Genomic DNA, 24,419 nt, shown 5'->3' on the forward strand with positions numbered 1-24,419 from the left:
GGTTCACCTGGCCCGGTGAAGCAACGCCGGGGCACGGTGCGCACCGGCCCCCGCGACCTCGCCGGCGAGGATCCTCCGCTCCAGCAACCGCAGTTCCGGCCCCGGTTCGAGGCCGAGCTGATCGACCGAGATCCGGCGCGCACGCCGGTACGCCGCCAGCGCGTCGGATGTGCGCCCGGCTCGCCACAGAGCGTCCATCAGGAGGTACTGGGCACGCTGCCGCAAGGGGTGCCGCCGCACCAGATCGGCCAGCTCGACGGCCGCGCTCGCGTGCCGCCCGAGGTCGAGTTCCGCCTGGTAGAGCTCTTCGAGCAGGACCAGACGGTGCTCCGAGAGCCGCATCGTCTCGTCCGAGAGCAGGGGGACGTCCAAGCCCTCGTAGGGCGCGCCGTGCCAGTGCGTGAGGGCCTGCCGGATCAGCGACGCGCGCTGCGCGGGGTCCGCGGTCTTCAGCGCCTGGCCCGCCAGCGTCTCGAAGGTCTCGACGTCGAGTTCGCCGGGGTGGACCTCCAGCCGGTAGCCGCCGTTGTCGAAGGCGAGCCGGTCACCCTCGGGCAGGGCCTGCCGCAGCTTGTGGACGTGCCAGTGCAGCTTCGGCACCGCCCGCGGCTCCCACTTGCTGTCCCACAGCGCCTCGGTGAGCACGTTCACCGGGACGAAGGTGTTGGCCCGGACCAGCAGCACGCCGAGGAGCGTTCTCCGCATCCGGCCGTGCAGGGGGACCGACCCCGAACCGGAAGAGATGCTGAACGTTCCCAGTACTTCGAACCTCACGTGCCGTCCTCTCGCTCGATGGCGTGAGGGGACGATGAATGCCGGTTGTACAAAGAAGATACAAATGATCTTGCGGTGATCAAGTGTGCGCGGAGAGCATTCCCCGCACCGCCCGTGGCCAGGCGAATTCCTCCGCGCGAGCCCGCGCCGCCGCACGCCGCGCGTCCTCCGGGCTCTCCAGTAGTCCGGTGACCGCGCCCGCGAACGCGGGGGCACGATCGTCGACGGCCTCACCGCAGCCGGGCCGCACGATCTCCCGCAGCGCCGACGACGCCGAGACCACCACCGGCGTGCCCGAAGCGAGCGCCTCCAGCGCCGCGAGCCCGAACGTCTCGTGTGGACCGGGCGCGAGGGAGACGTCGGCGCTGGCCAGCAGCCGCGCGACGTCGCCGCGTCCGGAGAGGAAGCCGAGGAAGGTCACCGGAAGCCCGCGCGCCCGCCGTTCCAGCGCCCGGCGGCGGGGCCCGTCGCCGGCGATCACCAGCCGTACGCGGTGCCCCGCCTCGGTGAGCTCGGCGACGGTGTCCACACTGCGTTCGACGTGCTTCTCCGGCGACAGACGTCCACAGTGGACGATCAACGCGTCGGCGTTCCCGGTCAGCGTGTGCCGCCAGCCGTCGTCGCGCCGGGCCGGGGTGAAGGTCGTGAGGTCGACGCCGAGCGGGACGCGCCGCACGTTCGGCGCGGCGATCCGGTCGAACTCCGCGCGGGCGAACGCCGTCGTGCAGACCACCGTGTCGTAATGCCGCGCCATCCGCCGGTTCGCGACGTCCGCGACGCGCCGCGCGACGGGTTCGGGCATCAGGAACTGCTCCAGCAGCCGGTCGAGGCGTTCGTGCGAGATCACCATGCTGGGCACGCCGTTGCGCCGCGCCCACACCCCCATGCCGCGCAGGGTGAGCCTGTCGGACACTTCCAGCCTGTCCGGCTCCAGGCGTTTCAGCACCGCGCGCACGCGATGCGGATCGACCGCGCGGTAGCCGCCGGTACCGGGGATCTGTGGCGCGGGAAGGGAAAACCGGCGTACGCCCGAGGGCAGTGTCTCGTCCGCGTGGCGCTGCCCGGGCACCACGAGGGTCACCTGATGGCCGCTGGCCACGTAACCGGCGCCGAGGTGGTGCAGCGCCGTCCGCAGCCCGCCCGAGCGTGGTCCGTAGAAGTTGGCCAGCTGGACGATGTGCATTTCGTCAGGCCGCGCGAGCGACTTTGCCTTGGACGGCCTCGTAGTGGCCGACCAGTTCGTGGCAGACCGCCGGCCAGGTCCGGCCGAGCACGACCTTGCGCGCCTTCTCCCCCAGCCTGGCCCGGAGCGCTTCGTCACGCAGATCGTTCACCTTGTCCACCAGCGCCGTCGCGAATCCGGCGCGATCGGCGGGCAGCAGATAGCCGGTGCGACCGGGCAGGACCAGATCCTTCGGCCCGCCCGCGTCCGGGGCGAGCACGGGGAGACCGGACGCCATCGCCTCCTGGATGGCCTGGCAGAACGTCTCGTGCGGTCCTGTGTGGACGAAGACGTCGAGGCTCGCGTACGCGGCGGAGAGTTCGTCGCCGTACCGCGCGCCGAGGAACGCCGCGCCCGGAATGCGTTCGCGCAGCATCGGCAGCTCCGGCCCGTCACCGACGACGACCACGCGGATCCCGTCGACCCCGGCGAGCGCGGTCAGCCGCTCGACCTCCTTCTCGGGTGCGAGCCTGCCGACGAAACCGACCAGCAGTTCGCCGTTCGGCGCCAGTTCGGCACGCAACGCCGGATCGGCGTGGACGGGCGAGAACCGCTCGATGTCGACGCCGCGCGCCCAGCGGTGCACCCGCGGGATCCCGTGCAGTTTCAGCTGCTCCACCGAATCCGTCGACGGCGCGAGCGTGCGGTCGGCCCGCGAGTGCAGGCGGCGCACCCAGCGCCAGGCGGCGCGGGCGGCGATACCGAAGCCGTACGCGGCGGCGAATCCGGCGATGTCGGTCTGATACACCGCGACACACGGCACGCGCAGCCGCCTGGCCGCGGCGAGCCCTCGCGCGCCGACCACGAACGGCGACGCCAGATGCACCACGTCGGGCCCGAAATCGGCCAGTGCGGTGAGCACCGTCCTGGTCGGCACGCCGACCGGGAGGGAGTTCACGCCGGGGAAGTCGAGGGCGGGAATGCGCACGACCGGGGCGCCGAGGTACTCGACGGGACCCGGCCCCGGGGCGATGATCAGCACGTCGTGCGCGCGGTCGCGGAGGTGTTCCACGACGCGGAGCACGGAGTTGGTCACGCCGTTCACCTGGGGCAGGAAACTTTCGGTGACTATCGCGACTCGCACGCGGATCACTGTCGCATCCGGTTGTGACGGCCACGCCAACAAAAACGGAACAGACGACATGTCATCTCAAGGTCGTGTTCCGTAAACCAGGCTCGGCCACACTAGGCAGGCATGACCCTCCTGTCGTCTAGGCCGCCTCAGCCCGTCGAGCCCGGGCTGGTGTCGAGGGCCCTCGAAGTGGCCGGGCGGCTGGCCAACGACGCGACCGACGTGATCACCGCGACCGCCGGCCGGGGCGCCCAGCCCGACCCTAAGGACTCGCCCTTCGACTGGGTGACCGACACGGACCGGATCCTCGAACGCCACACCCGCCGCGTGCTGACCGCGGAGTTCCCCGGCATCCCCGTCGTCGGCGGTGAATTCGGCGCCGACCACGGTGCCGACGTCGCCGAATACCGCTGGGTGGTCGACCCGGTCGACGGCACCGCGAACTACGTCGCCGGGGTGCCCTGGTGCGCGTACAGCCTCGCCCTGATCGACGCTTCAGGCCCGGTGGTGGGCGTGGTCGCGGATCCGTACCGCGCCCAGATCTACGCCGCCGCGCGCGGCCGCGGCGCCCGGGCGAACGGCAAACCGATCAAGCTGACCGACCGGTGCGGCACCGCCGGGGCGATCGTCTGCACGGAGCTCACGCGCAAGGGTGTCTGGCCGGGGATGGGCCAGTTCATCGAACGGGCCGCCGCCGCGCACGCCGGGGTCCGGGTGCTCGGCTCGGCGGCGCTGGCGATCGCGCAGGTCGCGCTGGGGCACGCGGCCGCGGCCGTGCTGCACAGCTACCGTGAATGGGACGTCGCCGGCTCGGTCGCGCTGGCCATCGAGGCCGGGGCCGTCGTGCTGGACCGGCACGGCGAGGACACCGCCCTGCCCGTCGACGCGCTCCTGGTGGCTGCCCCCGGGGTGGCGGACGAGGTCCTGGGCTGGTGGCGGGACTCGGTCGGCTGAGTTCCGCTCCCAATCACGCGAGTCCCGCCGCTGATCACGCGAGTTCGCCGTCTGATCACACGTGTCGTCCGTCTGATCACGCGAGTTCGCCGTTTCCGCACGCCGAGCCCGCGTGCCACATCGGACGACACACGTGATCAGACGGACGACACACGTGATTGGGCGCGTGACTCGCGTGATTGGGGGCGGAACTCGCGTGATTGGGGGCGGGACTCGCGTGATCAGGCGGCGGACTCGGCGAGCGAGCGCCGGTAGGCCAGCCGCTGCCGCCGGATCCACCACAGCAGCGGACCGGCGATCAGCCAGGTGAAGAAGATCATGCTGCCCAGCGGCAGCAGCGTGTTCGCCGCCGAGCGCCCGGCCACCCGCGCGAGTTCCGGGTCGCCGACGTCGTACTCGATGTTCACCAGCTGACCGGCGGCCAGCCCCGACGGGTAGAGCACGCCGTTGGCCGGGCTGTGGATGATGCCGTCGGGGGTGGCGTAGTTGATGATCGTGCGGTCGAACGTCACCGACTCGACCTGGGCCGTGGCCTGCCCGAGTTCCGCTTCGATCGCGTTGTCGTTGCGGATGGCGGCGAACAGCAGCGAGACACCGAGCACGGTGACGAGTGAGGCGACAACGAGGGCGGCATACCACCCGATGCGCCTCACCCGCTCCGTTTTGGCCGTCACGCCGCGAGCGTATCGCTACCCGTCAGTGGGCGTGTCGCTCGGCGAGGAATTCGTGCGTCGCCTTGATCTGCGGGTAGGACTTCGGTGCGACCGGGGCCACAGCGGCCCGCAGCGCAGCGGCCTGCGCGCCGTTCGGACCCACCGCGGGCTTGCCCTTGGTGTACAGCCACGTCTGGAACAGGTCGTACAGCGGCTTGCCCGAGATCTTCTCCGCCAGCGCGATGAACTCCGGGATCACCGCCGGCTTGGCCTTCTTCACCTGCTGCCAGGTCTGCAGGATCCGGAAGAACTTGTCGTCGCCCACGGCCTTGCGCAACGCGTGCACGGCGAGCGCGCCGCGATCGTACACGGCGGCGTCGAACTGGTTCTCCGCGCCCGGGTCGGCGGGCAGGACCTGCCAGAACGAGTCCTCGGCGGGCACCGAGTCGTAGATGTACTGCGCGAGTTCGTCGGCCGTGCCCTCGCCGGTCTCCTCCGACCACAGGAACTCGCCGTAGGACGCGAAGCCCTCGTTCAGCCAGATGTCGCTCCACTTGCCGAGCGTGACGCTGTCACCGAACCACTGGTGCGCCTGCTCGTGCGCGACGACCGAGGTGTTGGAGCCGGACCGGAACGCCCGGGCGCCGTAGACCGGCCGCGTCTGGTTCTCCAGCGCGAAGGTGATGCCGGTGGTGACGACCCCGCCCTGCGCCTCGAACGGGTAAGGCCCGAACTTCGAGGCGAGGAATTCGGTGATCTCCGGCGTCCGCTCGACGCTGGCCTTGGCCGCGCCGAGCGATTCGCCGAGGTCGGCGCCGTACGCGGTGATGAACGGCTGACCGTCCGGAGTGGTCTGCTGGTTCACCTCGAACTTGCCGACCTCCAGCGACGTGAGGTACGTCGCCTGCGGTTTGGTGCTGCGCCAGTTCCAGCGCGTCCAGCCGGGCCGCTGCACCGTCTTGCGCACGAGCGTGCCGTTCGACAGCGCCGCGACGTCGTTCGGGACCTCGACCGAGATGTCGTAGGTGGCCAGGTCGGTCGGGTGGTCGTTGGACGGGAACCACCAGGCCGCGCTCTGCGGCTCGTCGACGGCGAGCGCGCCGTCCGGGGTCTTCTTCCAGGCGGTGAAGCCGTCGATCTTCACCTTCGAAGGTGTGTCCGCGTAGGCCACGACGACGGTCGCCGTCTGGCCCTTCTTCAGCGGCGCCGACGGCGTGACGGTCAGCTCACCGGTGCCGTCGGTCGACGTCGCGAACTTCGCGGGCCGGTTGTTCACGCGGACGCTCGACACCTTCAGGCCGAAGTCCAGGTTGAACGCCGAGAGGTCCTGCGTCGCGGTGAGCAGGATCGTCGTGGCGCCGGACAGCAGGTCGGTGGACGGCTGGTAGGTCAGCCGCAGGTCGTAGTGACCGACGTCGTAGCCGCCGTTACCGGCGTGCGGGTAGTACGGGTCGCCGATGCCGATCGAGCCGGGCGCGGGTGCGGCGGCCGCACTGCCGGCGAGCAGTACCGAGACGACGCCCGCGGTCAATCCGGCGAAGCCGGCGCGAGTCTTCAAGCGCATTGCGAATCCTCCCAGGATTTGTCAGCGCGCTCGAACGTAGCTAGCCGATCATGCTCCAGACACGTCCAAAGGAGGGGTTCCTAACCCCTGGACTGAGAGCAAAATCTGCTAGACAGCCCGCACCGCGGAGGAAACCGCCGTACGGAGTCGCGCGTGCAGCTCGCGGTGGCGCGTTCGGTCCACCCGGACCTCCACCACCCGCAGCCCCGGCGCGGGCTTGAGCGCCTCGCGGAACTCGGTCAGCGTCTCGGCGACGACATGCGGCACGCGGTAACCGGCGCACAGCGCGCCCAGATCGGCCCCGTGCGGCGTCCCGAAGACGCGCTCGAAGCTGGCGTTGTGCTCCGGCGCACCCTGCTCCAGCAGGGAGAAGATGCCGCCGCCGTCGTCGTTGAGCACCACGATCGTCAGGTCGGGACGCTGTTCGGCGGGCCCGGTCAGCAGGCCGCTCGCGTCGTGCAGGAACGTCAGGTCGCCGAGCAGGGCGTACGAATGTCCCCTGTGGACGGTCGCGGCGCCGATCGCGGTCGAGACCATGCCGTCGATCCCGGCGACACCGCGGTTGCGGTGCACGAGGACGTCGGGCCGCAGCCGTCCGGCGAGCGCGACGTCCCGCGTCGGGTTGGACGAGCCCACGACCAGCAGCGACCCTTCCGGGACCGCGTCGACGAGTTCGGTCGCCAGACGCAGCCCGCTCGGCCACGGCTCCGCGGCGAGCGCCTCGGCCACCGCGGCCGACGCCGCCCGGTCCGCGCGCTGCCAGCTCGCGAGCCATTCCGGGTCGGCCGGTTTGGACGGCTCGTCGAACCACTGGCCGACCTGGCGGACGTTGTGCGCGGGCGCGGGCCAGTCCGAATCCGGCCGGACCAGCAGCACCTCGACGTCGGGATCGGACAGCACCCGCTGGACCTGCCGGAACACCGTCGGCCGCCCGATGCACAGGACCTGTTCGGGTTTGTGCCGCGAGATGAACTCCTCGACCCCGAGCAGCCACGCGCCGGACGAGATCGCGGTCGCGCCGGCCATCCCGATGCCGCCGGTCTCGGAGACGACCGGCCAGCCGTGCAGTTCGGCCCATTCACTGGCCGCCTGCACGCCGGTGTCGCATGCGATGACCAGGCCGGACCGGGCCGAGGGCACCACGAACGAGGGAAGCGCGCCGAAGTCGGGGAGCTCGGTCCAGCGAGCCCCGTCGGGACGCCCTTCGAGTGACTCGTACCACTCGCCGTCATCGTCGACGTCCGGCACCAGCGGCTCGCGGAACGGGATGTTCAGGTGCACGGGCCCGCAACGCCATTCGCCGTACGCGGCGTTCCAGGCGCGGCAGATCTGGCCGCGCCAGTACGAGTTCTGCCCGGCACGGCGTTCGGCGACGGCGAGCTCGTCGAAGTAGCGGATGGCGTTGCCGTAGAGCTGGTGCTGGTCGATGACCTGGCTCGCGCCGGCGGCCCGCATCTCGGGCGGCCGGTCGGCGGTCAGCACGATCAACGGGACCCCCGCGCGATCGGCCTCCAGCACGGCGGGGTGGAAGTTCGCGGCCGCGGTGCCCGAGGTGCACAGCACGGCCACCGGGCGGCCGGTGCGCGCGGCGATGCCGAGGGCGAGGAAGGCGGCGCCGCGTTCGTCGATGCGGACGTGCAACTGGAGGCGTCCGGCGGCCGCCGCGTCGTACAGCGCGATCGACAGCGGGGCGTTGCGTGAGCCCGGGCACAGGACGACGTGGGACACGGTGTTGCGGACGAGTTCGTCGACGATGACCCTGGCCTGCGCGGTGGAAGGATTCACCGGCAGACCTCGGGTTTCACACTACGACTCACGGCCACACGTCCTATTCTCCCAAACGTGGATGACGCCCAGGTTTCCGAGCTGTTCGACCCCGCCTTGTGGACCGAGGTCGAAGGTTTCGACTTCACCGACATCACCTATCACCGCTCCTCTGAGAGCCGCTCAGGCAAACGTGTCGTACGTGTCGCGTTCGACCGTCCCGAGGTCCGCAACGCCTTCCGCCCGCACACCGTCGACGAGCTGTACCGCGCGCTCGACCACGCGCGGATGAGCTCGGACGTCGGCTGCGTCCTGCTCACCGGCAACGGCCCGTCGCCGAAGGACGGCGGCTGGGCGTTCTGCTCCGGCGGTGACCAGCGTATTCGCGGACGCTCCGGGTATCAGTACGCGGACGGGGAGACCTCCGACACGATCGATCCGGCCAGGGCCGGCCGGCTGCACATTCTCGAGGTCCAGCGGCTGATCAGGTTCATGCCGAAGGTGGTCATCGCCGTGGTCCCGGGCTGGGCGGCGGGCGGCGGGCATTCGCTGCACGTGGTGTGCGACCTCACGCTGGCCTCGGCCGAGCACGCGCGGTTCAAGCAGACCGACGCCGACGTCGGCTCCTTCGACGGCGGCTACGGCTCGGCGTACCTGGCCAAGCAGGTCGGGCAGAAGTTCGCGCGGGAGATCTTCTTCCTCGGACGCGAGTACACGGCCGAGCAGATGCAGGCGATGGGCGCGGTCAACTCCGCCGTCCCGCACGCGAAGCTCGAGGCCGAGGCGCTGGACTGGGCTTGGGCGATCAACGGCAAGTCGCCGACGGCGCAGCGGATGCTCAAGTACGCGTTCAACCTCACCGACGACGGCCTGGTCGGCCAGCAGCTCTTCGCCGGCGAGACGACGCGGCTCGCGTACATGCAGGACGAGGCCGTCGAAGGCCGCGATTCCTTCCTGGAGAAGCGCTCCCCCGACTGGTCGGCGTTCCCGTACTACTACTGACCTCCCGCATTTCGTCCTCTGAATGCGGTAGTTGCGTGCGCAACGATCGCGTTCAGAGGACGAAACGCGGACGTAGGGTGGCGGGATGCGTGCGGTGGAGGTGGACGGGAGTCCGGAGTCGATCGTCGAGCTGACCACGGCACTGGCCGAGGCGCTCGACGGCGGCTCGCCCGTCCTCCCCTACTCGTCCGAGGCCCTGCGGGACGCGATGGAACCGGCCCGCCCGGCCGAGCCCGGGACGGCGGTGATCATCGCCACCTCCGGGTCGACCGGCGAACCCAAGGGTGTGCTGCTGTCGGCGGCGGCGCTGACCGCGTCGGCTCACGCCACCCACAAGAGGCTCGGCGGACCGGGGCACTGGTTGCTCGCGACCCCGGCGCAGTACGTCGGCGGGCTGCAGGTGCTGGTCCGCTCGCTGCTGGCCGGGACGACGCCTGCCGTCCTGCACGCCGCCGGTTTCCGGCCGGACGACTTCGCCGAAGCGGCCGCGCCGCTGCTGTCACTGGACGGCCCGCGCTACACCGCGCTCGTGCCGACTCAGCTCGGGCGGCTGCTCGACGCGGGCGGCCCGGGTCTCGCGGCGGCCCGCGCTTTCGACGCGATCATCGTCGGCGCCGCGGCGACCACCGCCGAGCTCCGCGAGCGCGCGGCCGAAGCGGGCGTGAAGATCGTGCCCGCGTACGGCATGAGCGAGACCGCGAGCGGCTGCGTCTACGACGGCGTACCGCTGGACGGAGTACACGTCGAACTCGAGGACGAGCGGGTCTGTATCACGGGTGACGTCCTCGCGCATGGCTACCGGCTGCGACCCGACCTGACCGCGGAGGCGTTCGAGGGCGGCCGGTTCCGCACCTCCGACCGCGGCCGGTGGACGGCCGACGGGCGGTTGGAGATCCTCGGACGGATCGACGACATGATCAACACCGGTGGGGTGAAGGTGGCCGCCGCGGCCGTCGAGCGGATCTTGACCGCACAGCCCGGAATCCGGGACGCGTGCGTGGTCGGAGTACCCGATCCCGAGTGGGGCGAGGCCGTCGTCGCGCTCGTCGTCGGCGCTGGTCGCGACGTCGAATCGCTGCGTGCCGCGTGCCGTGAAGAAGCCGGTGTGGCGGCCGCTCCGAAGCGGGTCGAATTCGCCGAAGAACTCCCTCTGCGGGGTCCCGGGAAGGTCGACAGGGCGGCTGTCAGGAATCTCCTACGAAGGTCGTGAATTCCCCACCGATTACCGGGACGTTGTTGACACGATCATTACCCGCGGGTTTACGTCTACATATGACGCGCTGGACACGCACAGTATTGGCCTGCACCGCCGTCACGATGGGACTGGTCGCTTTGGCCGGGCCCGCGCTGGCGGACGAACCGGAGACCGCCGTTCCGAACAGCGGCACGCTCACCTGGACCCTGGAAGACACGATCGACGACCTGAAGTAGGGCGGTTCGTCACCTGCTCGCGATGGCCGGGCAGGTGACGAGCCCCGCATACCGGCGGGTAGTGGCCAGGGCCAGAATGGCGGCATGGCGACTGCTGGTGAATGGATCGAAGGGGCGCGCCCGCGGACGCTGCCCAACGCGGTGGCGCCGGTGGTCGCCGGCGTCGGCGCGGCGATCGCGCTCGACGGCTTCTCCTGGCCGCGCTCGATTCTCGCGTTGCTCGTCTCGCTTTCGCTGATCGTCGGCGTCAACTACGCCAACGACTACTCCGACGGAATCCGCGGCACCGACGAGAACCGCGTCGGCCCGCTGCGGCTGGTCGGCTCCGGCGTCGCGAAGCCGAAGGCCGTCCTCGCGGCCGCTCTCGTCGCACTCGGGCTCGCCGGAGTGCTGGGGCTCGTGCTCGTCGCGATCAGCGGATTGTGGTGGCTGCTGGCGATGGGCGCGGTCTGCATCCTGGGTGCCTGGTTCTACACCGGCGGCAAAAAGCCTTACGGCTACTACGGTTTCGGCGAGATCGCGGTCTTCGTCTTCTTCGGGCTGGCCGGCGTGCTGGGCACCGTGTACGTCCAAGCCGGACAGTTGAGCTGGACCGCGCTCGGCTGCGCGGTGGCCGTCGGCTCGTTCTCGACCGGCGTGCTGACCGCCAACAACCTCCGCGACATCCCGACCGACATCGAGTCCGGCAAGCGCACCCTCGCCACCCGGCTCGGTGATGGCGGCACGCGGCGGCTTTACCTGGTGCTGGTCGCCGTCCCGTACGTCGTGAGCGTGCTGCTCGCCTTCGTGACGCCGTGGGCGCTGCTCGGTCTGCTGACCGCGCCGTTGCTGCTGAAGTCGGTCAAGGCCGTCGGCGGCGGCGCGCAGGGGCGGGCGCTGATCCCGGCGTTGCGGGACACCGGGTTCGCGATGCTGGGGTGGGCGGTGCTGACCGCGATCGCGCTGGCGCTGTGATCCTGGCGCCCTGAGGTGTCACCGGACCTTTGATGCGCGGCTGTGTGGATTTCGGGTCGTTGGATGACCCGAAATCCACACAGTGGGTGTGAACGGGCCGTTCACACCTTGGGTTTTTCGCTTTGGGGCACTAGCTGTTGTGCTCTGGGAGCGGCGCGGTCACCACATGTAGCCCAAGTGGTAGCAAAGGTCCCTTGCTCCCTTTGGTGATCCGGCGCCACCTGAGGTAAGAGGCCCTCAGGCCTCCGGAGCGAGCTTCCCGCTCACCAGGAACTCCCGGTACTTGTCCAGATAAGGCGCGATGTCGATGTTCTTCTGCGCCAGCCAAGCGTCGTCGTAGTACGTGTTCGCGTACCGCTCGCCGCCGTCGCACAGCAGCGTGACGACACTGCCCGCCTGCCCTTCCGAAACCATCCGCGAGATCAGCGTGAACGCGCCGAACAGGTTCGTCCCGGTCGAGCCGCCCGCCCAGTGCCCGGTCCGCTCGCGCAGCACGCGGATGGCCGCCAGCGAAGCGGCGTCCGGCACCTGGAGCATCTCGTCGATCACACCGGGCACGAACGACGGCTCGACACGCGGCCGCCCGATGCCCTCGATCCGCGACGGCATGCCGGTGCTGTAGTCGAGCGCCCCGGTCTGCCAAGCGCCGAAGAACGACGAGTTCTCCGGGTCGACGACGGCGATCTTCGTGGTGTGCCGCTTGTAGCGCACGTAGCGGCCGAAGGTGGCGCTCGTGCCGCCGGTCCCGGCGCCGACGACGATCCACGTCGGCACGGGGTGCCGCTCGGACTGCATCTGCGCGTACACGGATTCGGCGATGTTGTTGTTCCCGCGCCAGTCCGTCGCGCGCTCGGCGTAGGTGAACTGGTCGAGGTAGTGACCGTTGCACTCCGAGGCGAGCCGCTCGGCCTCCGGGTACATGTCCGGCGCGCGGTCGACGTAGTGGCATTCGCCGCCGTAGAACTCGATGAGCGCGATCTTCTCCGGTGACGTGCTGCGCGGCACCACGGTGATGAACCGCAGCCCCAGCATCCGCGCGAAGTACGCCTCCGAAACCGCCGTCGACCCGCTGGACGCCTCGACGAGCACGGTGTCCTGCCCGATCTGGCCGTTCACCAGGCCGTACAGGAACAGCGAACGCGCGAGCCGGTGCTTGAGCGAGCCGGTCGGGTGGACGGACTCGTCCTTCAGGTAGAGATCGATGCCCCACTCGGCGGGGAGCGGGAAGACGTGCAGGTGCGTGTCGGCGCTGCGGTTCGCGTCGGCCTCGATGATGCGGACGGCTTCGCGGACCCAGCTCCGGCTGTGCAGACGGCTCACGCTGCGCCGTCCGCTCGGTCGCCGCGCAGCTGGGAACGCAGTTCGGCACGGGCGCGAGCGCGCTTTTCGTTGCGGCGCGCGAGTCCGGCGGTCACGCGCGCGTTCAGCGGGCGGAACAGCAGCAGACCCAGCGGCAGCCCCACGACCAGGCCGATCAGCAACGCGACCAGCAGCGGGACGTTGACCAGCAGCAAGCCCCCCGCGATGACCCCGACCAGGACGAACCTGGCCAGCACGTACAGCGTCAGGTCACGGGGCAGGTGATTATCGCTCACATCAACGCAGGCTACGCGTTGCCGTTGCGGCCCTCGTCCAGGCCCGCGTTGTTGGGCCGCCCTTCGAAGCGGGTGGAGAGCACGACGGTGGTGTTCGTCCGGCCGACGCCGGGGATCCGCCGCAGCCTGCCGAGGGTCTTCTCCAGATCGTCGACGGTCGCCACCCGCACCTTGACGACGAAGGCCTCGTCACCCGCGACGGCGTAGCAGCTTTCGACCTCGTCGAGAGCCCCGAGCGCCTCCGCGACGTCGTCCTCGGTCGCGGTGTCGGTGGGGTGGATGCCGACCAGCGCCGTCACCCCGAGTCCGACCGTGTTGGGGTCGACCATGGCGTGGTAGCCGGTGATCACGCCGGCGGCCTCGAGTTTGCCGACCCGCTCGTGCACTGATGAAGCCGAGAGCCCGACAGACCGGCCGAGGTCGGCGTAGGTAGCCCGCCCGTTCTCCCGCAATGCCGCGATGATCTTCCGATCCACCTGGTCCACCGCTACACCTTAGGGGCCACGGCCCGATTCGCGGGATCAGGGCGCGTTTTCATACATCCGTGACAAGACCGGGGCACCGAGCGGCGCATGTCGTGGTTGTCGGTTTTGACCTTTAAGGGCTCTTTACCTATGGACAACCGTTCGAGTACCTGACGGGTGAGATGCAACGATTGCCGTGTTGGCTACCCGGCACGACGGGCATCGGACCCGCCTCCGGTTTAGCACCGAAACCGTGAAGGAGGCGGAAAATGACCGCGACCATGGGCGGAAGGTTGCTCACCCCCGGTGAAGTGGCGGCCCTGTTCCGGGTCGACCCCAAGACCGTGACCCGCTGGGCGACCGCGGGCCGGATCGGCTCGATCCGCACTCCCGGCGGGCACCGCCGGTTCCGCGAGGCCGAGGTGAACGAGCTCCTCGCCGAGCTGACCACCGACGCCAGCGAGCCCGCTCGCAAGGTCTGACCAGGCATTTCCCCTAAAAAGGACTCCAGTGACGAAGGGCTCGTAACCGCCCTTCGTCACATTGGGGTATCCATGAGTCCCCCCGCGCGCGGCAAAGAGGCTAGCCTCGTGGGACTGAGCAACGTCCTCCACGCGGAAAGGGACCGAGCATGATCTATCTGCTCGCGGCCATCGGAGCGCTCACCGTCGCCGTGGTGTTGTGGCGCGCGTTCGGGATCGAGCGTGTCGGGGTGCCCTCGTCGCGACCGACACTGGCCCCGGACGACGACCCCGACTTCCTGCGCAAGCTCGGTGAGCAGCAGCGCAAAGGTAAAGACGAAGACAAAGACTAGGGCTGAATGGGCTGGTACTGCTGGCCGCCGAAGCCGTCCGCGACGGTGGCCGCCAGTTCCAGCAGCGCCAGCCGCGTGTCCTCGTCGAGCCGGTCCAGTTCGATCTCGGCGCCCTCTTCCAGGTGCGGGTCGAACGGGATGCGGCATACCGAACGGACACGCGCGCCGAAGTGCGCCGACAGTTTGTCCAGATCGACCGAGCCGCCCTTCGGCCGCACCGAGTTGATCACCGCGACGGACCGTTTGACCAGGTCGCCATAGCCGTGCGCCTCCAGCCAGTCGAGGGTGGCCGACGCGCTGCGCGCCCCGTCGACGGAGCCTGACGAGACCACCACCAGCGCGTCCGCGACGTCAAGGACGCCCTTCATCGCCGAGTGCATCAAACCGGTCCCGCAGTCGGTGAGCACGATGTTGTAGAAGTGCTCCAGCAGGTTGACCGTGCGCCGGTAGTCGTCCTCGGAGAACGCTTCCGAGACCGCCGGGTCCTGCTCGCTGGCGAGGATCTCCAGCCTGCTCCCGCCCTGCGAGGTGTACGAACGGACGTCGCTGTACCTGGTGATCTTGTCCGCGTCCCGCAGCAGATGCCGCACGGTCGCGGTGGTCTCGATCGGGATCTTCTGCGAGAGCGTGCCGCGGTCCGGGTTCGCGTCGACGGCGACCACCCGGTCACCGCGCAGCGACGCGAACGTCGAGCCCAGCGTGGTCGTCGTGGTGGTCTTGCCGACGCCGCCCTTCAGGCTCAGCATCGCGATCTTGTAGCACCCGCGCAGCGGCTGGTTGATCTGCGCGATCAGTTCGCGTTTACGCCTGTCCTTGGGGCTCTCCCCCGGATTGACGAGCTTGCCGGTGCCGACGTAAAGCGCCTTGCGCCAGCCCGACTGCGGCTTGCGCTTCTGCGGCTTCACCAGGCTCGCGGTGGCGAGTTCGTCCGGGAGCGCGTGCCTGCCCTGCGGCTGCGGAAGCCCCGGCACCGCCTGCTGCGGCTGCGGCTGCGCGTACTGCTGCTGCGGCGGGTACTGAGCGGCTTGCTGCGGCTGAGGCTGCAGCGGAGGCAGGTTCTGGTCGTAGGGCTGCTGGTACTGCTGCCCGTGCGAGGGCTGCGGCAGCGGAGGAGCGGGCTGCTGCTGCGGATACTGACCCTGCTGCGGGTACTGGGGCTGGACGACCTGGGTCGGCTCGGCCTCGAAACCACTAGCGGCCGGATGCGGCGCCGAGTCCGTCCTGTCCTCGGAGAACAACTCCGAGGGCTGGGCGCTCTCGGTCGGTTCGGGGTGGCCAGGAGCCGATTCTTCGCTGGGTCCGGTCACCGCTGAATTCCTCCTCCGCGCACGTCTTCCCCCGTTACCTCAGTATTGACGGTAGCCGGGTCGCGCGCAGCGGCGACGGTCAGCCCCCGGCGTAGGAGTGCAGGCCCGACGTCACCAGGTTCACGAAGAACATGTTGAAGATCGTCGCGGAGAAACCGACGATGTTGATGATCGCGGCCCGCTTCCCGCGCCAGCCCGCGGTGGCCCGGGAGTGGAGATACGCCGCGTAGACGACCCACGCCACGAAGGCGACGGTCTCCTTGGGGTCCCAGCCCCAGAACCGGCCCCACGCCGCCTCGGCCCACACCGCGCCGCAGAGCACGCCGAAGGTGAAGATCGGGAACGCGAAGATGGTGGTGCGGTAGGCGATGCGGTCGAGCACGTCCGCGGAGGGCAGCTTCGGGGCGAACTTGGCGAACTTCGCCGGGTTGTCGTCGTGCGCGGCGCGGAAAAGGTAAAGGACGCTCGCGACACCGGGCACCAGGAAGACACCCGAGCCGATGATCGCCGCGGAGACGTGGATGACCAGCCAGTACGACTGGAGCGCGGGCTGCACCGGCGCGGCCGTCGTGTACAGCATCGTGCCGTTGACGAACATCAGGATCACGACCGGCAGCAGCAGGAAGCCGGTGAGGTGGCGGACCGGGAACTTCCGCATGATGACGAGCCAGGTCACGACGGCGATGAAGGTCGTGGCCATGCCGTATTCGTAGAGGTTGCCCCACGGCGCGCGGTGCACGGCGAACCCGCGCAGCACGATCGCGGCCAGGTGCAGCAGCGCGGCCAGCACCAGCAGCGCGGCGCCCATGCGGCCGATGCGCTCGGGGCGGCCGACCTCACGCGGCGTCTCGACGGGCGTCCCGTAAGCGGGAGGCGGACCGCCGGCACCGACCAGCTCGCGGGCCTTCTGCTTGCTGCGTTCCGCCGCGAGCCTGCCCTTCGCGCCGAAGCCCTGCTCGACGAGGGCGAACATCAGCGCGAGGACGTAGATCGCCGCCGCGGTGGTGTAGGAGTAGTCGCTGTACTGGGACAGCGTCTCGTTGATCGGCATGACCTCTAGTTGCCTCTCTGCCCCTGGACCAGCTTGTCGCTGATCCGCTGGAACTCTTCGCCGTAGCCCGCCTGATCGGTGCGCGCCAGCCCGGCGACCTCGATCACGGTACCCGTCTCACCTTCACGCGCCGGGGTCACCCGCACCCACACCCGGCGCCGTTTGACCAGCAACGATCCCGCCAGCCCGATCAGCATCGCGACCGCGCAGACCAGCACCCAGCCCTGCACGGGGTCGTGCGAGACCTGGATGGCGACCCATTCCTGGACGCCGTCGAAGCGGACCTTCGTGCCGTCGTCCAGCACGGTCTCCTGGCCCTGGTCCAGGTTCTGCCGCGTGAGCTTCTTGAGCCTGCCGTCCGCGACGAGCGACTGGTCGATCTGGAAGATCGACTGCCCGCGACCGGCGTCGAGGCCGAGGTCGCCGCGGTAGATGTCGACGGCCACCGCCGGCTTGTTCGCTTCGGGCCGCGACGACGTCAGCACGTTGCCGTGCAGGAACGCGGTCGGGGCGAGCAGGCCGGTGATCGCGAGCTGACGGGTGCGGCGTTCGACCGGGTCGGCGATGCCCGGCTGGTCGATCTTCGTCGCGCCCTCGGAGAGCTTCGTCGGCTCGTCGGCGGGACGCCACGGCGTGATGTTGGTGCGCACGGTGCCGTCGGGGAAGGTCACCGTGAACTTCGGGGAGTAGCCGAAGTTCAGCAGGTAGACGCGGTCGCCCGCGGTGCGCAGCGGCGAGTTGACCTCGAGTCCGTACGGCTTCCACGCGCCGGTCTGCAGATCCTCGCCGGACTGGTACTCCATGTTGGAGTGGTAGTAGTTCGCCTGCCCGTTCTCGGTGTAGCGCGCCTCGAAGTCCTTCAGACGGATGCAGAACGCGTTGAGGTCGGTGCCGTCGACGCGCAGCCCGGCGTTGAAGGTGTCGTAGCCGAGGATGCCGGAGTTGCACCACGGGCTGCCGTCGGCCTGGACGATGACCTGGCCTTCGTAGCCGAACATCTTGCCCAGCGCGAAGAAGATGATCAGGCCGAGCATGCCGAAGTGGAAGACGAGGTTGCCGGTCTCGCGGAGGTACCCGCGTTCGGCGGAGATGCTTCGGCTCCCGTCGGCCTCTTCACGTTCGACGCGGCGCCAGCCTTTGAGCAGCGTGTGCGTGTCCGTCATGACCGTCTCGGGGGTCCGGTCGGTCGTGGTGGACACGTGATGCGGCATCCGCGAGAGCTTGCGCGGCGTGAGCACGGGTTTCGCGCGCATCGCCTTCGCGTACTCGAAGCTGCGCGGCGCGAGGCAGCCGATGAGCGAGACCATCAGCAGGATGTAGATCGCCGAGAACCAGACGCTGCCGTAGACCTCGAAGAACTGGGTGCGGTCGAGCAGTTCGCCCCACCAGCCGTGCGCGGCGATGTACTCGTCGGTCTTGGCGACGTTGAGGTTCCGTTGCGGCAGCAGGGCGCCGGGCATCGCGGCGAGCGCGAGCAGGAACAGCAGCACCAGCGCGGTGCGCATCGACGTCAGGCCGCGCCAGGTGTTGCGCAGGAAACCGAGGACGCGCTTGAGCGGGGTCTGGCGGTATTCGGTGGTGGTCACAAGGGCAGCCTGATGTCGGTCACGAGGGTGTTCCTGATCCAGCCGGTCATGTCGCCCCACAGTCCGGTCACCAGCAGGAGGCCGACGATCAGCAGCAGGACGCCGCCGAAGACCTGCACCTGACGGCCGTGGCGGCGCAGCCAGTCGGTGGCGCGGACGGCCCAGCGGGTGCCGAACGCGATGAGCAGGAACGGCAGGCCGAGGCCGAGGCAGTAGACCAGGGTCAGCACGTACCCGCGCGCCGCCGCTCCGCCGGTGGCGCTGGCCATGGACATGACCGCGGACAGCGTGGGCCCGATGCACGGCGTCCAGCCGAGCCCGAACACGGCGCCGAGCACCGGCGCGCCCCACAGTCCGCCGCGCGGTACGTGGTGGGAGCGGAACTCGCGCTGGAGCCCCGGGATCCAGCCGATGAAGACCAGCGCCATCGCGATCGTCAGCACACCGCCGAGGCGCTGGAGGAGGTCCACGTTGAGCGCGACGACGTCGGCGATCCACACCAGCGTCCCCAGCGTCACCACGAAGACGACGGTGAACCCGAGCACGAACAGCGCCGCCGCGCCGACGACGGCGTAACGGCCCTTCTTGCGCTCCTCGTCGGGGCTGACGGCGGGGGCGTCCGCGCCGACCAGCGCCGCCAGGTACGCGAGATACCCGGGCACCAGCGGCACGACGCACGGCGACGCGAAGGAGATCGTCCCGGCCAGCAGCGCCACACCCGCCGCGAGCAGCAGCGGCCCGGACAGGGCCAGCTCGGTAACGGAGTTCACTCGGCTGAGCGTAGGCAGTGTGGTCGGCGTGAAAACGCCGGGGCTGGCCCAACGGGACCTACGTCGCACCCGGTCAGGACCTTGGTCCCGTCCCCCTCACGCGCGTTTCGTCCTCTGAATGCGGTCGTTGCACGCGCAAGGACCGCATTCAGAGGACGAAACGCGGGAGGGGTCAGGGGATGGTCGGGAAGGCGGGCGCGGTGACCTCGGGCTTGGGACGGCGGTCCCGGAACACCCAGCCGCCGATCAGGCCACCGAGGAACCCGAAGAGGTGCGCCTGCCAGCTGACCCCCGCGTCCTGTGGGAACAGGCCCGCGAACTGGTAGGCGAAGCACAGCGCCATCACCAGCCCGATGGCGATGTCGATCTTGTGCCGATCGAAGATTCCGCGTACCAGTACGTACCCGAAGTAGCCCATGACCAGGCCGCTGGCTCCGACGCCGACCGTGCCGGAGTCGTGGAGGGTCCAGGCGCCGAGCCCGCTCAGCACCGCGATCAGCACCGTGACGCTGAGGAACTTCTTCACCCCGCGGTACGCCGCGAGGAACCCGAAGATGAACAGCGGTCCCGAGTTGAACTCGATATGTCCCCAGCTGGCGTGCAGGAGCGGCGCGGTGAGCACGGTCGGCAGCGAGCTGATCTCGCGTGCCCGCGTCCCGTATTCGAACACGAGACCGTAGCCGTCCACCGCGTTGTAGATCTGGATCAGCCAGAGCACCACCAGCGCGCCGACCATGACCCAGAAGGCCTTTTTGGCCTCCGCGATCATGGCCTCGGCGTCACGCTGACCGGATCTGGGCACGTCCGAAGCGGTCGTCATTTCCTTCTCCCCAGTAGTTCAGAGCCGTCACGCGGCTGAGACGAGGAGGATAGCCGTCCCGGCCGACAGACCAGCGCGTTTCGTCCTCTGAATGCGGTCGTTGCACGCGCAAGGAACGCACTCAGAGGACGAAACGCGGGAGGGGTCAGGCGGGTTCGGCGGCCAGGCGCTGGACGACGGGCAGCAGGTCCGAGGCCAGCAGGTCCCGCAGGAAGACGGCCGCGACGCGGTGCTGTTTGTCCAGCACGATCGTCGACGGGATGATGTTGCGCGGATAACCCGAGAGCTGCAGTAGCGTCCGCCCCGACGGGTCGTAGATCGACGGGTACGTCAGCTTCCGGTCCCGCATGAAGTCCTGCGCGGGCGCCCGGTCGTTGTCCCGCAGGTCGATGCCGACCACCTGGACGCCGGACGCCTTGGTCTGGTCGTAGACCTTCTGCATCTCCGGCGCCTCGACCCGGCACGGCCCGCACCACTGGCCCCACAGGTTCAGCACGATGACCTTGCCGGGGAAGTCCGCGATCGAAAGCTGTTTGCCCTCGTTCATCAGGTCGTCGCCGGACAGCGTCGGCGACGGCTGGCGCTCCGCGACGTCGTAGGTGATGTCGACCTTCCCGCCCGGCGAAACGAAGTTGAACGAGCCGCCGGTGACGACGGCGTCCTTGCCGGTGGTGCAGCCGGTGACGACGAGCATCAACACCGCCATGGCGGCCAGCGCACGCTTCATGCCCCGGTCACCTTCGGGTCGGTCGTCCCGGCGGGCTCGCTGTAGACGATCCGCACGAGTTCCTCGCCCTCGAAGACCAGGCTGGTCAGCGAAGCGAGCGAACACTGCCGGTTGCGCGGGTCGTGCCAGAGCCGCTTCGCCTCCAGGAACCGCCGCACGGTCCAGATCGGCAGCTGATGCGAAACGCACAGCGCCTCGTGGCCCTCGGCTGCCCGGCGCGCGCGGTGGATCGCGCCGAGCATGCGGTGCGCGATCTCGACGTACGGCTCGCCCCAGGACGGCCGGAACGGGTTGACCAGCTTCGGCCAGTGCTTCGGCTCGCGAAGCGCGCCATCGCCGACGGCGACCCGCTCGCCCTCGAACTGGTTGTCCGCCTCGATGAGCCGCTCGTCGGTCTCGACGTCGAGCCGGTGCGCGGCCGCGATCGGCGCGGCGGTCTCCTGCGCGCGCTGAAGCGGCGAAGCGACGACGTGCGTGATGTCGTGCGTCGCGACCGCTTCGGCGACCGTCAGCGCCTGGCGCTGTCCGCGGTCGGAGAGCTTGAAGCCGGGCAGGCGGCCGTAGAGGATCTTGTCCGGGTTGTGCACCTCGCCGTGGCGAAGCAGGTGCACGATCGTCGTCGCGCTCACGCCTGAACCGCCTCGGCGGCGGCGCGGGCGGCCACGCGAAGCGCGGACTCGATGATCTCGAACTCGGCGTCGCCCATGGCGGCGTTGACGAACCAAGCCTCGTACGCGCTCGGCGGCGCGTACACGCCGTTGTCCAGCAGCGCGTGGAAGAACGCCGGGAACCGCCAGGTCTCCGAAGCCTGCGCGCCCGGGTAGTTCGTCACCGGGTTCTCGCTGAAGAACACGCTGACGAGGTTGCCCGCGTACTGCACGGTGTGCGTGACACCCGCCTCGGTCAACGACCGATCGAACAGGTCACCCAGCCGCTTCGCGTTGGCGTCGAGGGCCGCGTACACGGCGTCGTCGGCAGCGCGCAACGTCGCGAGACCGGTGGCGACGGCGACGGGGTTCCCGGACAGCGTCCCCGCCTGGTACACCGGCCCGCCCGGGGCCAGCTTCGCCATCACGTCGGCGCGACCGCCGAAGGCCGCGGCGGGCAATCCGCCGGACATCACCTTGCCGAAGGTGTACAGGTCGCCGGCGACACCATCGAGGCCGAACCAACCCGCCTTGGAAACGCGGAACCCGGTCATCACCTCGTCCATGATCAGCAGCGCGCCGTGCTCGTGCGCGATCTCCTTGAGCCCGGCGTTGAAGCCGTCGATCGGCGCGACGGCGCCCATGTTGCCCGCGGCGGCTTCGGTGATGATCGCGGCGATCGAGTCCGGGTTGTCCACAAAGGACTTCCGGACCGCGTCGAGATCGTTGTAGGGCAAGACGATCGTGTCGGCCGCCTGCGCGCCGGTGACACCGGGCGAAGTCGGGAGGCCGAGGGTCGCGACACCGGAACCCGCTTCGGCGAGCAGCGCGTCGACGTGACCGTGGTAGCAGCCCGCGAATTTGATGATCTTCGGCCTGCCGGTGAAGCCCCTGGCCAGCCGGATCGCGCTCATCGTCGCCTCGGTGCCGGAGTTGACCAGACGCACCCGCTCCACCGGCTCGACCCTGGCGATGATCTCCTCGGCGAGCTCGACCTCACCGCGCGTCGGGGTGCCGAACGACAGCCCGTCGACAGCGGCTTCGCGCGCGGCGGCGACGACGTCCGGATGCGCGTGCCCGAGGATCATCGGCCCCCACGAGGAGACGAGATCGACATAGCGGGCGCCGTCCGCGTCCCAGAGATACGGTCCCTCGCCGCGCACCATGAACCGCGGGGTGCCGCCGACGGAGTTGAAGGCCCGCACCGGGGAATTCACCCCGCCCGGGATCGCGGCCTTCGCTCGTTCGAACCATGCCTTGGACTGATCGACTCCGGTAGTCACTTCCCCAGTCTCGCAAATCCCCGATGACACCCGCCGCCAGGTCGTGTCTGTTCCGGGCATGGCGTGACCAGGCCCACTAGGGTGGAAGTACTCGGCGTCGAAACCCTCGCGGAGGAATCCACGTGTCCACGGTGCCGTCACCACCGACCCACCACCGTCGCCTGCGCTGGCAGGCCTTGGCCGGATTCATCGCGCTGTCGGCGATCGTCGGCGTCGTGGCCGCGCTCGCCGTGGCCACCCGCTCCGAAACGCACAACGCGCTGATCCGCCCGTCGTGGGCGCCGCCGGGCTGGCTCTACGGTCCGACGTGGACGGCCCTGCTCCTCGTGGTCGCCATCGCGGGCTGGTGCTACTGGCGGACCGACGGCGAGACACGCGGCTTCGCCTTCTACGGCGTCTGCCTGCTGCTGACCCTGCTGTGGACGCCGTTGTTCTTCGCCGGCGGAGCGCACGCCCTGGCTCTGGCCGACGTCGTCGTCCTGGACTTCATGGTGCCCGTCACGATGATGGAGTTCGGGCGCCGCTCGAAGCTCGCCGCCTGGCTGCTGGTGCCGTATCTGCTGTGGCTGCTGTACTCGACCGCGGTCAACGCCGCCGTCGTCTGGCTCAATTAGTCCTTGGGCTTGCGACCCTTGGCCCGCACGGCGAGCAGGAACTGGCGGATCGCGTCCACCACGAGGATCGCGGCCAGCACACCCAGCCCGATGGCGCCGGCGAGCGGGCCGCCGAAATACCGCTGCGATTCCAGCGTCGTCGTCTCGCCGTAGGTGATCACGACCGGGACGACACCGGCCTTCCAGCACGCGAAGGCACCCCACACCGCGAGCGCGGCGAGGATCAGCTCGACCGCCCCCACCACGGCGCGCAGGGGTTTGTGCAGCCGGGCCGCGGGCCGGGAGTCCTCCGGTGGCCACAGATCGGCGCCGGTCGGCTGGGGAAGGTCGATCACGGTGAGCAGTTTCTCATGACTCTGTGGTGCGAGCACGCACCAAATCCCCGAGAGCCTCGCGAAGAGCGTCCGGATCCTTCGCCCAAGCGCGCACGAACACGCCGTCTTCGAGCTTCAACCCGACTTCGCCGAACTTCTTGGGGATCGTCCAGCCGCCGCCGAGGACGCGCGAGCCGACCGGAGCCTCATCTTCGAGGACCTCGGCGATCCTGGCCGCCTCCAGTGTTTCCTTGCCCTGCCGGTAGCCGTCCGCCGTGACTTCGAGCGAGAGATACCGGCGGCGCGCGTAGACCCAGGGAACGGTGATCGCCACCAGCCCCACCGCGACCAGGATCCAGGCGAGCCAATGGACCGGGCCGCCGGTCGCCAGTTCGGCGAGTAGCCCGGCGAGGGCGAACAGCGGCGCCCACAGCAAAGCCGTCCAGCCGACGCCGGGTTCGTCGTAGCGGGGCGGCTCGGCGGTCATGGCAGCGTGCGCCCGACCTTCGGGAAATGGTCAGAGACGCTCGGCAAGTACATGAGGACCAGCGCGATCGCCACCAGCAACGTGGACACCAGCAGGAACACGTTGAGCGAACCGCGGAGGATCAGCAGTTCCACCAGGACCAGGAAGACCGCTCCCACGGTGAGCACCGTCCTGGCCGACCGCGTCCCCTCGCGGGCCTTGTACGCGAACAACGCGAACAGGACGGCGAAGGTGAGCGCACCGCCGAACAGCATCCACAGCAGGGTGTTCACGCCGGACGCGACCTGCGCCGGATCGGCGGGCTGGCCGGGGACCGGGTTCTCCCTGATCTGCTTGAGGATCCCCTCGGTCAGTTCGTCTTTCAGCACCAGCAGGGCGATCTGGCCGGCCACCAGGACGACACCGGCGACGATCCACAGCCAGAACGAGATCGCGACCGGCTTCGGCACCACGATCTTCGGCGGCTTCTGGCCCGGCAGGATCGGATCCGGGGACATTCCGCGCTTACGGCGCTCGTCGTCCGTTTCGTCGGCTTTGCTGTCGCTCACGC

The 24,419-nt window shown here is 69.6% G+C and carries 28 protein-coding genes; 8 read left to right on the forward strand and 20 right to left on the reverse strand.

What is annotated here, in order from left to right:
* Window positions 1-3 precede the first annotated feature (3 nt).
* From ED92_RS03505 to ED92_RS03515, 3 genes are all read right to left on the reverse strand, one after another.
* The gene (locus ED92_RS03505) at window positions 4-774 is read right to left on the reverse strand and encodes an AfsR/SARP family transcriptional regulator (RefSeq protein ID WP_037332942.1); all 771 of its coding nucleotides are present in this window, start codon (window positions 772-774) and stop codon (window positions 4-6) included.
* 79 nt (window positions 775-853) lie between these two features.
* The gene (locus ED92_RS03510; protein WP_037332944.1) at window positions 854-1,957 is read right to left on the reverse strand and encodes a glycosyltransferase family 1 protein; all 1,104 of its coding nucleotides are present in this window, start codon (window positions 1,955-1,957) and stop codon (window positions 854-856) included.
* Between the two features lie 4 nt (window positions 1,958-1,961).
* Window positions 1,962-3,080: a glycosyltransferase family 1 protein gene (locus tag ED92_RS03515; protein ID WP_200882664.1), complete on the reverse strand. Its 1,119-nt coding sequence runs from the start codon at window positions 3,078-3,080 to the stop codon at window positions 1,962-1,964.
* 111 nt (window positions 3,081-3,191) lie between these two features.
* Here ED92_RS03515 and ED92_RS03520 point away from each other — a divergent pair, with 111 nt between their 5' ends.
* Window positions 3,192-4,022 (forward strand): inositol monophosphatase, encoded by an 831-nt coding sequence (locus tag ED92_RS03520; RefSeq protein WP_037332946.1) that lies wholly within the window; start codon window positions 3,192-3,194, stop codon window positions 4,020-4,022.
* Between the two features lie 221 nt (window positions 4,023-4,243).
* Here the strand turns inward: ED92_RS03520 and ED92_RS03525 are convergent, their stop codons facing one another.
* The 3 genes from ED92_RS03525 to menD all read right to left on the reverse strand — a co-directional run bounded on the left by ED92_RS03525 (window position 4,244) and on the right by menD (window position 8,024).
* A complete protein-coding gene (locus tag ED92_RS03525; protein WP_037332948.1) occupies window positions 4,244-4,696 on the reverse strand; it encodes a DUF3592 domain-containing protein in 453 nt (150 codons plus the stop codon).
* 22 nt (window positions 4,697-4,718) lie between these two features.
* Entirely contained in the window at window positions 4,719-6,239 is a 1,521-nt protein-coding gene (locus ED92_RS03530) for a M1 family metallopeptidase (RefSeq protein ID WP_037332950.1), read from the reverse strand.
* A gap of 108 nt (window positions 6,240-6,347) precedes the next feature.
* Window positions 6,348-8,024 (reverse strand): 2-succinyl-5-enolpyruvyl-6-hydroxy-3-cyclohexene-1-carboxylic-acid synthase, encoded by a 1,677-nt coding sequence (gene menD / locus ED92_RS03535; protein WP_037332952.1) that lies wholly within the window; start codon window positions 8,022-8,024, stop codon window positions 6,348-6,350.
* Window positions 8,025-8,081: 57 nt separating this feature from the next.
* Between menD and ED92_RS03540 the strand changes: the two genes are divergently transcribed.
* The 4 genes from ED92_RS03540 (at window position 8,082) to ED92_RS03550 (ending at window position 11,390) form a co-directional block, all read left to right on the forward strand.
* On the forward strand, window positions 8,082-9,005 hold the full coding sequence (locus ED92_RS03540) for a 1,4-dihydroxy-2-naphthoyl-CoA synthase (RefSeq protein WP_007030899.1): 924 nt from the start codon (window positions 8,082-8,084) through the stop codon (window positions 9,003-9,005).
* Window positions 9,006-9,090: 85 nt separating this feature from the next.
* Window positions 9,091-10,215, forward strand: coding sequence for an o-succinylbenzoate--CoA ligase (gene menE, locus ED92_RS03545; protein ID WP_037332954.1), 1,125 nt, complete (start codon window positions 9,091-9,093; stop codon window positions 10,213-10,215).
* A gap of 62 nt (window positions 10,216-10,277) precedes the next feature.
* Window positions 10,278-10,436: a hypothetical protein gene (locus tag ED92_RS42955; protein ID WP_162836880.1), complete on the forward strand. Its 159-nt coding sequence runs from the start codon at window positions 10,278-10,280 to the stop codon at window positions 10,434-10,436.
* Between the two features lie 84 nt (window positions 10,437-10,520).
* On the forward strand, window positions 10,521-11,390 hold the full coding sequence (locus tag ED92_RS03550; protein WP_037332956.1) for a 1,4-dihydroxy-2-naphthoate polyprenyltransferase: 870 nt from the start codon (window positions 10,521-10,523) through the stop codon (window positions 11,388-11,390).
* Window positions 11,391-11,627: 237 nt separating this feature from the next.
* Here ED92_RS03550 and ED92_RS03555 read toward each other — a convergent pair whose 3' ends face one another.
* The 3 genes from ED92_RS03555 to ED92_RS03565 are packed head-to-tail and all read right to left on the reverse strand — an operon-like array spanning window position 11,628 to window position 13,470.
* Complete coding sequence (locus ED92_RS03555) at window positions 11,628-12,710, reverse strand: PLP-dependent cysteine synthase family protein (RefSeq protein ID WP_016330947.1); 1,083 nt, start codon at window positions 12,708-12,710, stop codon at window positions 11,628-11,630.
* Complete coding sequence (locus ED92_RS03560; RefSeq protein WP_016330946.1) at window positions 12,707-12,985, reverse strand: DUF4229 domain-containing protein; 279 nt, start codon at window positions 12,983-12,985, stop codon at window positions 12,707-12,709. Before ED92_RS03560 ends, ED92_RS03555 begins: the two co-directional genes overlap by 4 nt.
* An 11-nt stretch (window positions 12,986-12,996) precedes the next feature.
* Window positions 12,997-13,470, reverse strand: coding sequence for an Lrp/AsnC family transcriptional regulator (locus tag ED92_RS03565; RefSeq protein ID WP_037332958.1), 474 nt, complete (start codon window positions 13,468-13,470; stop codon window positions 12,997-12,999).
* 248 nt (window positions 13,471-13,718) lie between these two features.
* On the opposite strand from ED92_RS03565, the gene ED92_RS03570 reads away from it, so the two are divergent.
* Together ED92_RS03570 and ED92_RS03575 are read left to right on the forward strand one after the other, a co-directional pair.
* A complete protein-coding gene (locus tag ED92_RS03570; protein WP_005151795.1) occupies window positions 13,719-13,931 on the forward strand; it encodes a BldC family transcriptional regulator in 213 nt (70 codons plus the stop codon).
* Window positions 13,932-14,080: 149 nt separating this feature from the next.
* Window positions 14,081-14,263 (forward strand): hypothetical protein, encoded by a 183-nt coding sequence (locus ED92_RS03575; RefSeq protein ID WP_016330943.1) that lies wholly within the window; start codon window positions 14,081-14,083, stop codon window positions 14,261-14,263.
* On the opposite strand, the gene ED92_RS03580 is transcribed toward ED92_RS03575, so the two are convergent.
* The 8 genes from ED92_RS03580 to hemL form a co-directional block, all read right to left on the reverse strand.
* Window positions 14,260-15,570 (reverse strand): MinD/ParA family protein, encoded by a 1,311-nt coding sequence (locus tag ED92_RS03580; RefSeq protein ID WP_037332961.1) that lies wholly within the window; start codon window positions 15,568-15,570, stop codon window positions 14,260-14,262. The genes ED92_RS03575 and ED92_RS03580 overlap by 4 nt on opposite strands.
* A gap of 79 nt (window positions 15,571-15,649) precedes the next feature.
* The gene (gene ccsB / locus ED92_RS03585; protein WP_037332963.1) at window positions 15,650-16,621 is read right to left on the reverse strand and encodes a c-type cytochrome biogenesis protein CcsB; all 972 of its coding nucleotides are present in this window, start codon (window positions 16,619-16,621) and stop codon (window positions 15,650-15,652) included.
* 5 nt (window positions 16,622-16,626) lie between these two features.
* A complete protein-coding gene (locus tag ED92_RS03590; RefSeq protein WP_037332965.1) occupies window positions 16,627-18,207 on the reverse strand; it encodes a cytochrome c biogenesis protein ResB in 1,581 nt (526 codons plus the stop codon).
* Window positions 18,204-18,977: a cytochrome c biogenesis CcdA family protein gene (locus ED92_RS03595; RefSeq protein WP_037332967.1), complete on the reverse strand. Its 774-nt coding sequence runs from the start codon at window positions 18,975-18,977 to the stop codon at window positions 18,204-18,206. The genes ED92_RS03590 and ED92_RS03595 overlap by 4 nt, the downstream gene beginning before the upstream one ends.
* 172 nt (window positions 18,978-19,149) lie before the next feature.
* The gene (locus ED92_RS03600; protein WP_052120234.1) at window positions 19,150-19,797 is read right to left on the reverse strand and encodes a rhomboid family intramembrane serine protease; all 648 of its coding nucleotides are present in this window, start codon (window positions 19,795-19,797) and stop codon (window positions 19,150-19,152) included.
* Window positions 19,798-19,942: 145 nt separating this feature from the next.
* The gene (locus ED92_RS03605; RefSeq protein ID WP_037332969.1) at window positions 19,943-20,524 is read right to left on the reverse strand and encodes a TlpA disulfide reductase family protein; all 582 of its coding nucleotides are present in this window, start codon (window positions 20,522-20,524) and stop codon (window positions 19,943-19,945) included.
* The gene (locus tag ED92_RS03610; RefSeq protein ID WP_016330937.1) at window positions 20,521-21,153 is read right to left on the reverse strand and encodes a histidine phosphatase family protein; all 633 of its coding nucleotides are present in this window, start codon (window positions 21,151-21,153) and stop codon (window positions 20,521-20,523) included. The genes ED92_RS03605 and ED92_RS03610 overlap by 4 nt, the downstream gene beginning before the upstream one ends.
* Window positions 21,150-22,454 (reverse strand): glutamate-1-semialdehyde 2,1-aminomutase, encoded by a 1,305-nt coding sequence (gene hemL / locus ED92_RS03615; RefSeq protein WP_037332971.1) that lies wholly within the window; start codon window positions 22,452-22,454, stop codon window positions 21,150-21,152. The genes ED92_RS03610 and hemL overlap by 4 nt, the downstream gene beginning before the upstream one ends.
* Window positions 22,455-22,576: 122 nt before the next feature.
* On the opposite strand from hemL, the gene ED92_RS03620 reads away from it, so the two are divergent.
* The gene (locus ED92_RS03620; RefSeq protein WP_037332974.1) at window positions 22,577-23,068 is read left to right on the forward strand and encodes a tryptophan-rich sensory protein; all 492 of its coding nucleotides are present in this window, start codon (window positions 22,577-22,579) and stop codon (window positions 23,066-23,068) included.
* Here ED92_RS03620 and ED92_RS03625 read toward each other — a convergent pair.
* Genes ED92_RS03625 through ED92_RS03635 form a run of 3 tightly spaced genes read right to left on the reverse strand, consistent with a single transcriptional unit; the run spans window position 23,065 to window position 24,417 of the window.
* Window positions 23,065-23,439, reverse strand: a complete 375-nt coding sequence (locus tag ED92_RS03625) for a hypothetical protein (protein WP_037332976.1) — start codon at window positions 23,437-23,439, stop codon at window positions 23,065-23,067. The two genes, ED92_RS03620 and ED92_RS03625, sit on opposite strands and share 4 nt — an antisense overlap.
* A complete protein-coding gene (locus ED92_RS03630) occupies window positions 23,417-23,869 on the reverse strand; it encodes a hypothetical protein (RefSeq protein WP_037332978.1) in 453 nt (150 codons plus the stop codon). Before ED92_RS03630 ends, ED92_RS03625 begins: the two co-directional genes overlap by 23 nt.
* Complete coding sequence (locus ED92_RS03635) at window positions 23,866-24,417, reverse strand: hypothetical protein (RefSeq protein ID WP_016330932.1); 552 nt, start codon at window positions 24,415-24,417, stop codon at window positions 23,866-23,868. The genes ED92_RS03630 and ED92_RS03635 overlap by 4 nt, the downstream gene beginning before the upstream one ends.
* Window positions 24,418-24,419 lie beyond the last annotated feature (2 nt).

It is taken from the genome of Amycolatopsis sp. MJM2582, assembly GCF_000754115.1.
Taxonomy (GTDB): domain Bacteria; phylum Actinomycetota; class Actinomycetes; order Mycobacteriales; family Pseudonocardiaceae; genus Amycolatopsis; species Amycolatopsis japonica.

Coding starts and splice junctions, on each gene's coding strand:
- ED92_RS03530 (WP_037332950.1), bottom strand. CDS start 6,239: ATGCGCTTGAAGACTCGCGCCGGCTTCGCCGGATTGACCGCGGGCGTC.
- ED92_RS03575 (WP_016330943.1), top strand. CDS start 14,081: ATGATCTATCTGCTCGCGGCCATCGGAGCGCTCACCGTCGCCGTGGTG.
- ED92_RS03550 (WP_037332956.1), top strand. CDS start 10,521: ATGGCGACTGCTGGTGAATGGATCGAAGGGGCGCGCCCGCGGACGCTG.
- ED92_RS03605 (WP_037332969.1), bottom strand. CDS start 20,524: ATGAAGCGTGCGCTGGCCGCCATGGCGGTGTTGATGCTCGTCGTCACC.
- ED92_RS42955 (WP_162836880.1), top strand. CDS start 10,278: ATGACGCGCTGGACACGCACAGTATTGGCCTGCACCGCCGTCACGATG.
- menE (WP_037332954.1), top strand. CDS start 9,091: ATGCGTGCGGTGGAGGTGGACGGGAGTCCGGAGTCGATCGTCGAGCTG.
- ED92_RS03510 (WP_037332944.1), bottom strand. CDS start 1,957: ATGCACATCGTCCAGCTGGCCAACTTCTACGGACCACGCTCGGGCGGG.
- ED92_RS03630 (WP_037332978.1), bottom strand. CDS start 23,869: ATGACCGCCGAGCCGCCCCGCTACGACGAACCCGGCGTCGGCTGGACG.
- ccsB (WP_037332963.1), bottom strand. CDS start 16,621: ATGCCGATCAACGAGACGCTGTCCCAGTACAGCGACTACTCCTACACC.
- ED92_RS03570 (WP_005151795.1), top strand. CDS start 13,719: ATGACCGCGACCATGGGCGGAAGGTTGCTCACCCCCGGTGAAGTGGCG.
- ED92_RS03600 (WP_052120234.1), bottom strand. CDS start 19,797: ATGACGACCGCTTCGGACGTGCCCAGATCCGGTCAGCGTGACGCCGAG.
- ED92_RS03520 (WP_037332946.1), top strand. CDS start 3,192: ATGACCCTCCTGTCGTCTAGGCCGCCTCAGCCCGTCGAGCCCGGGCTG.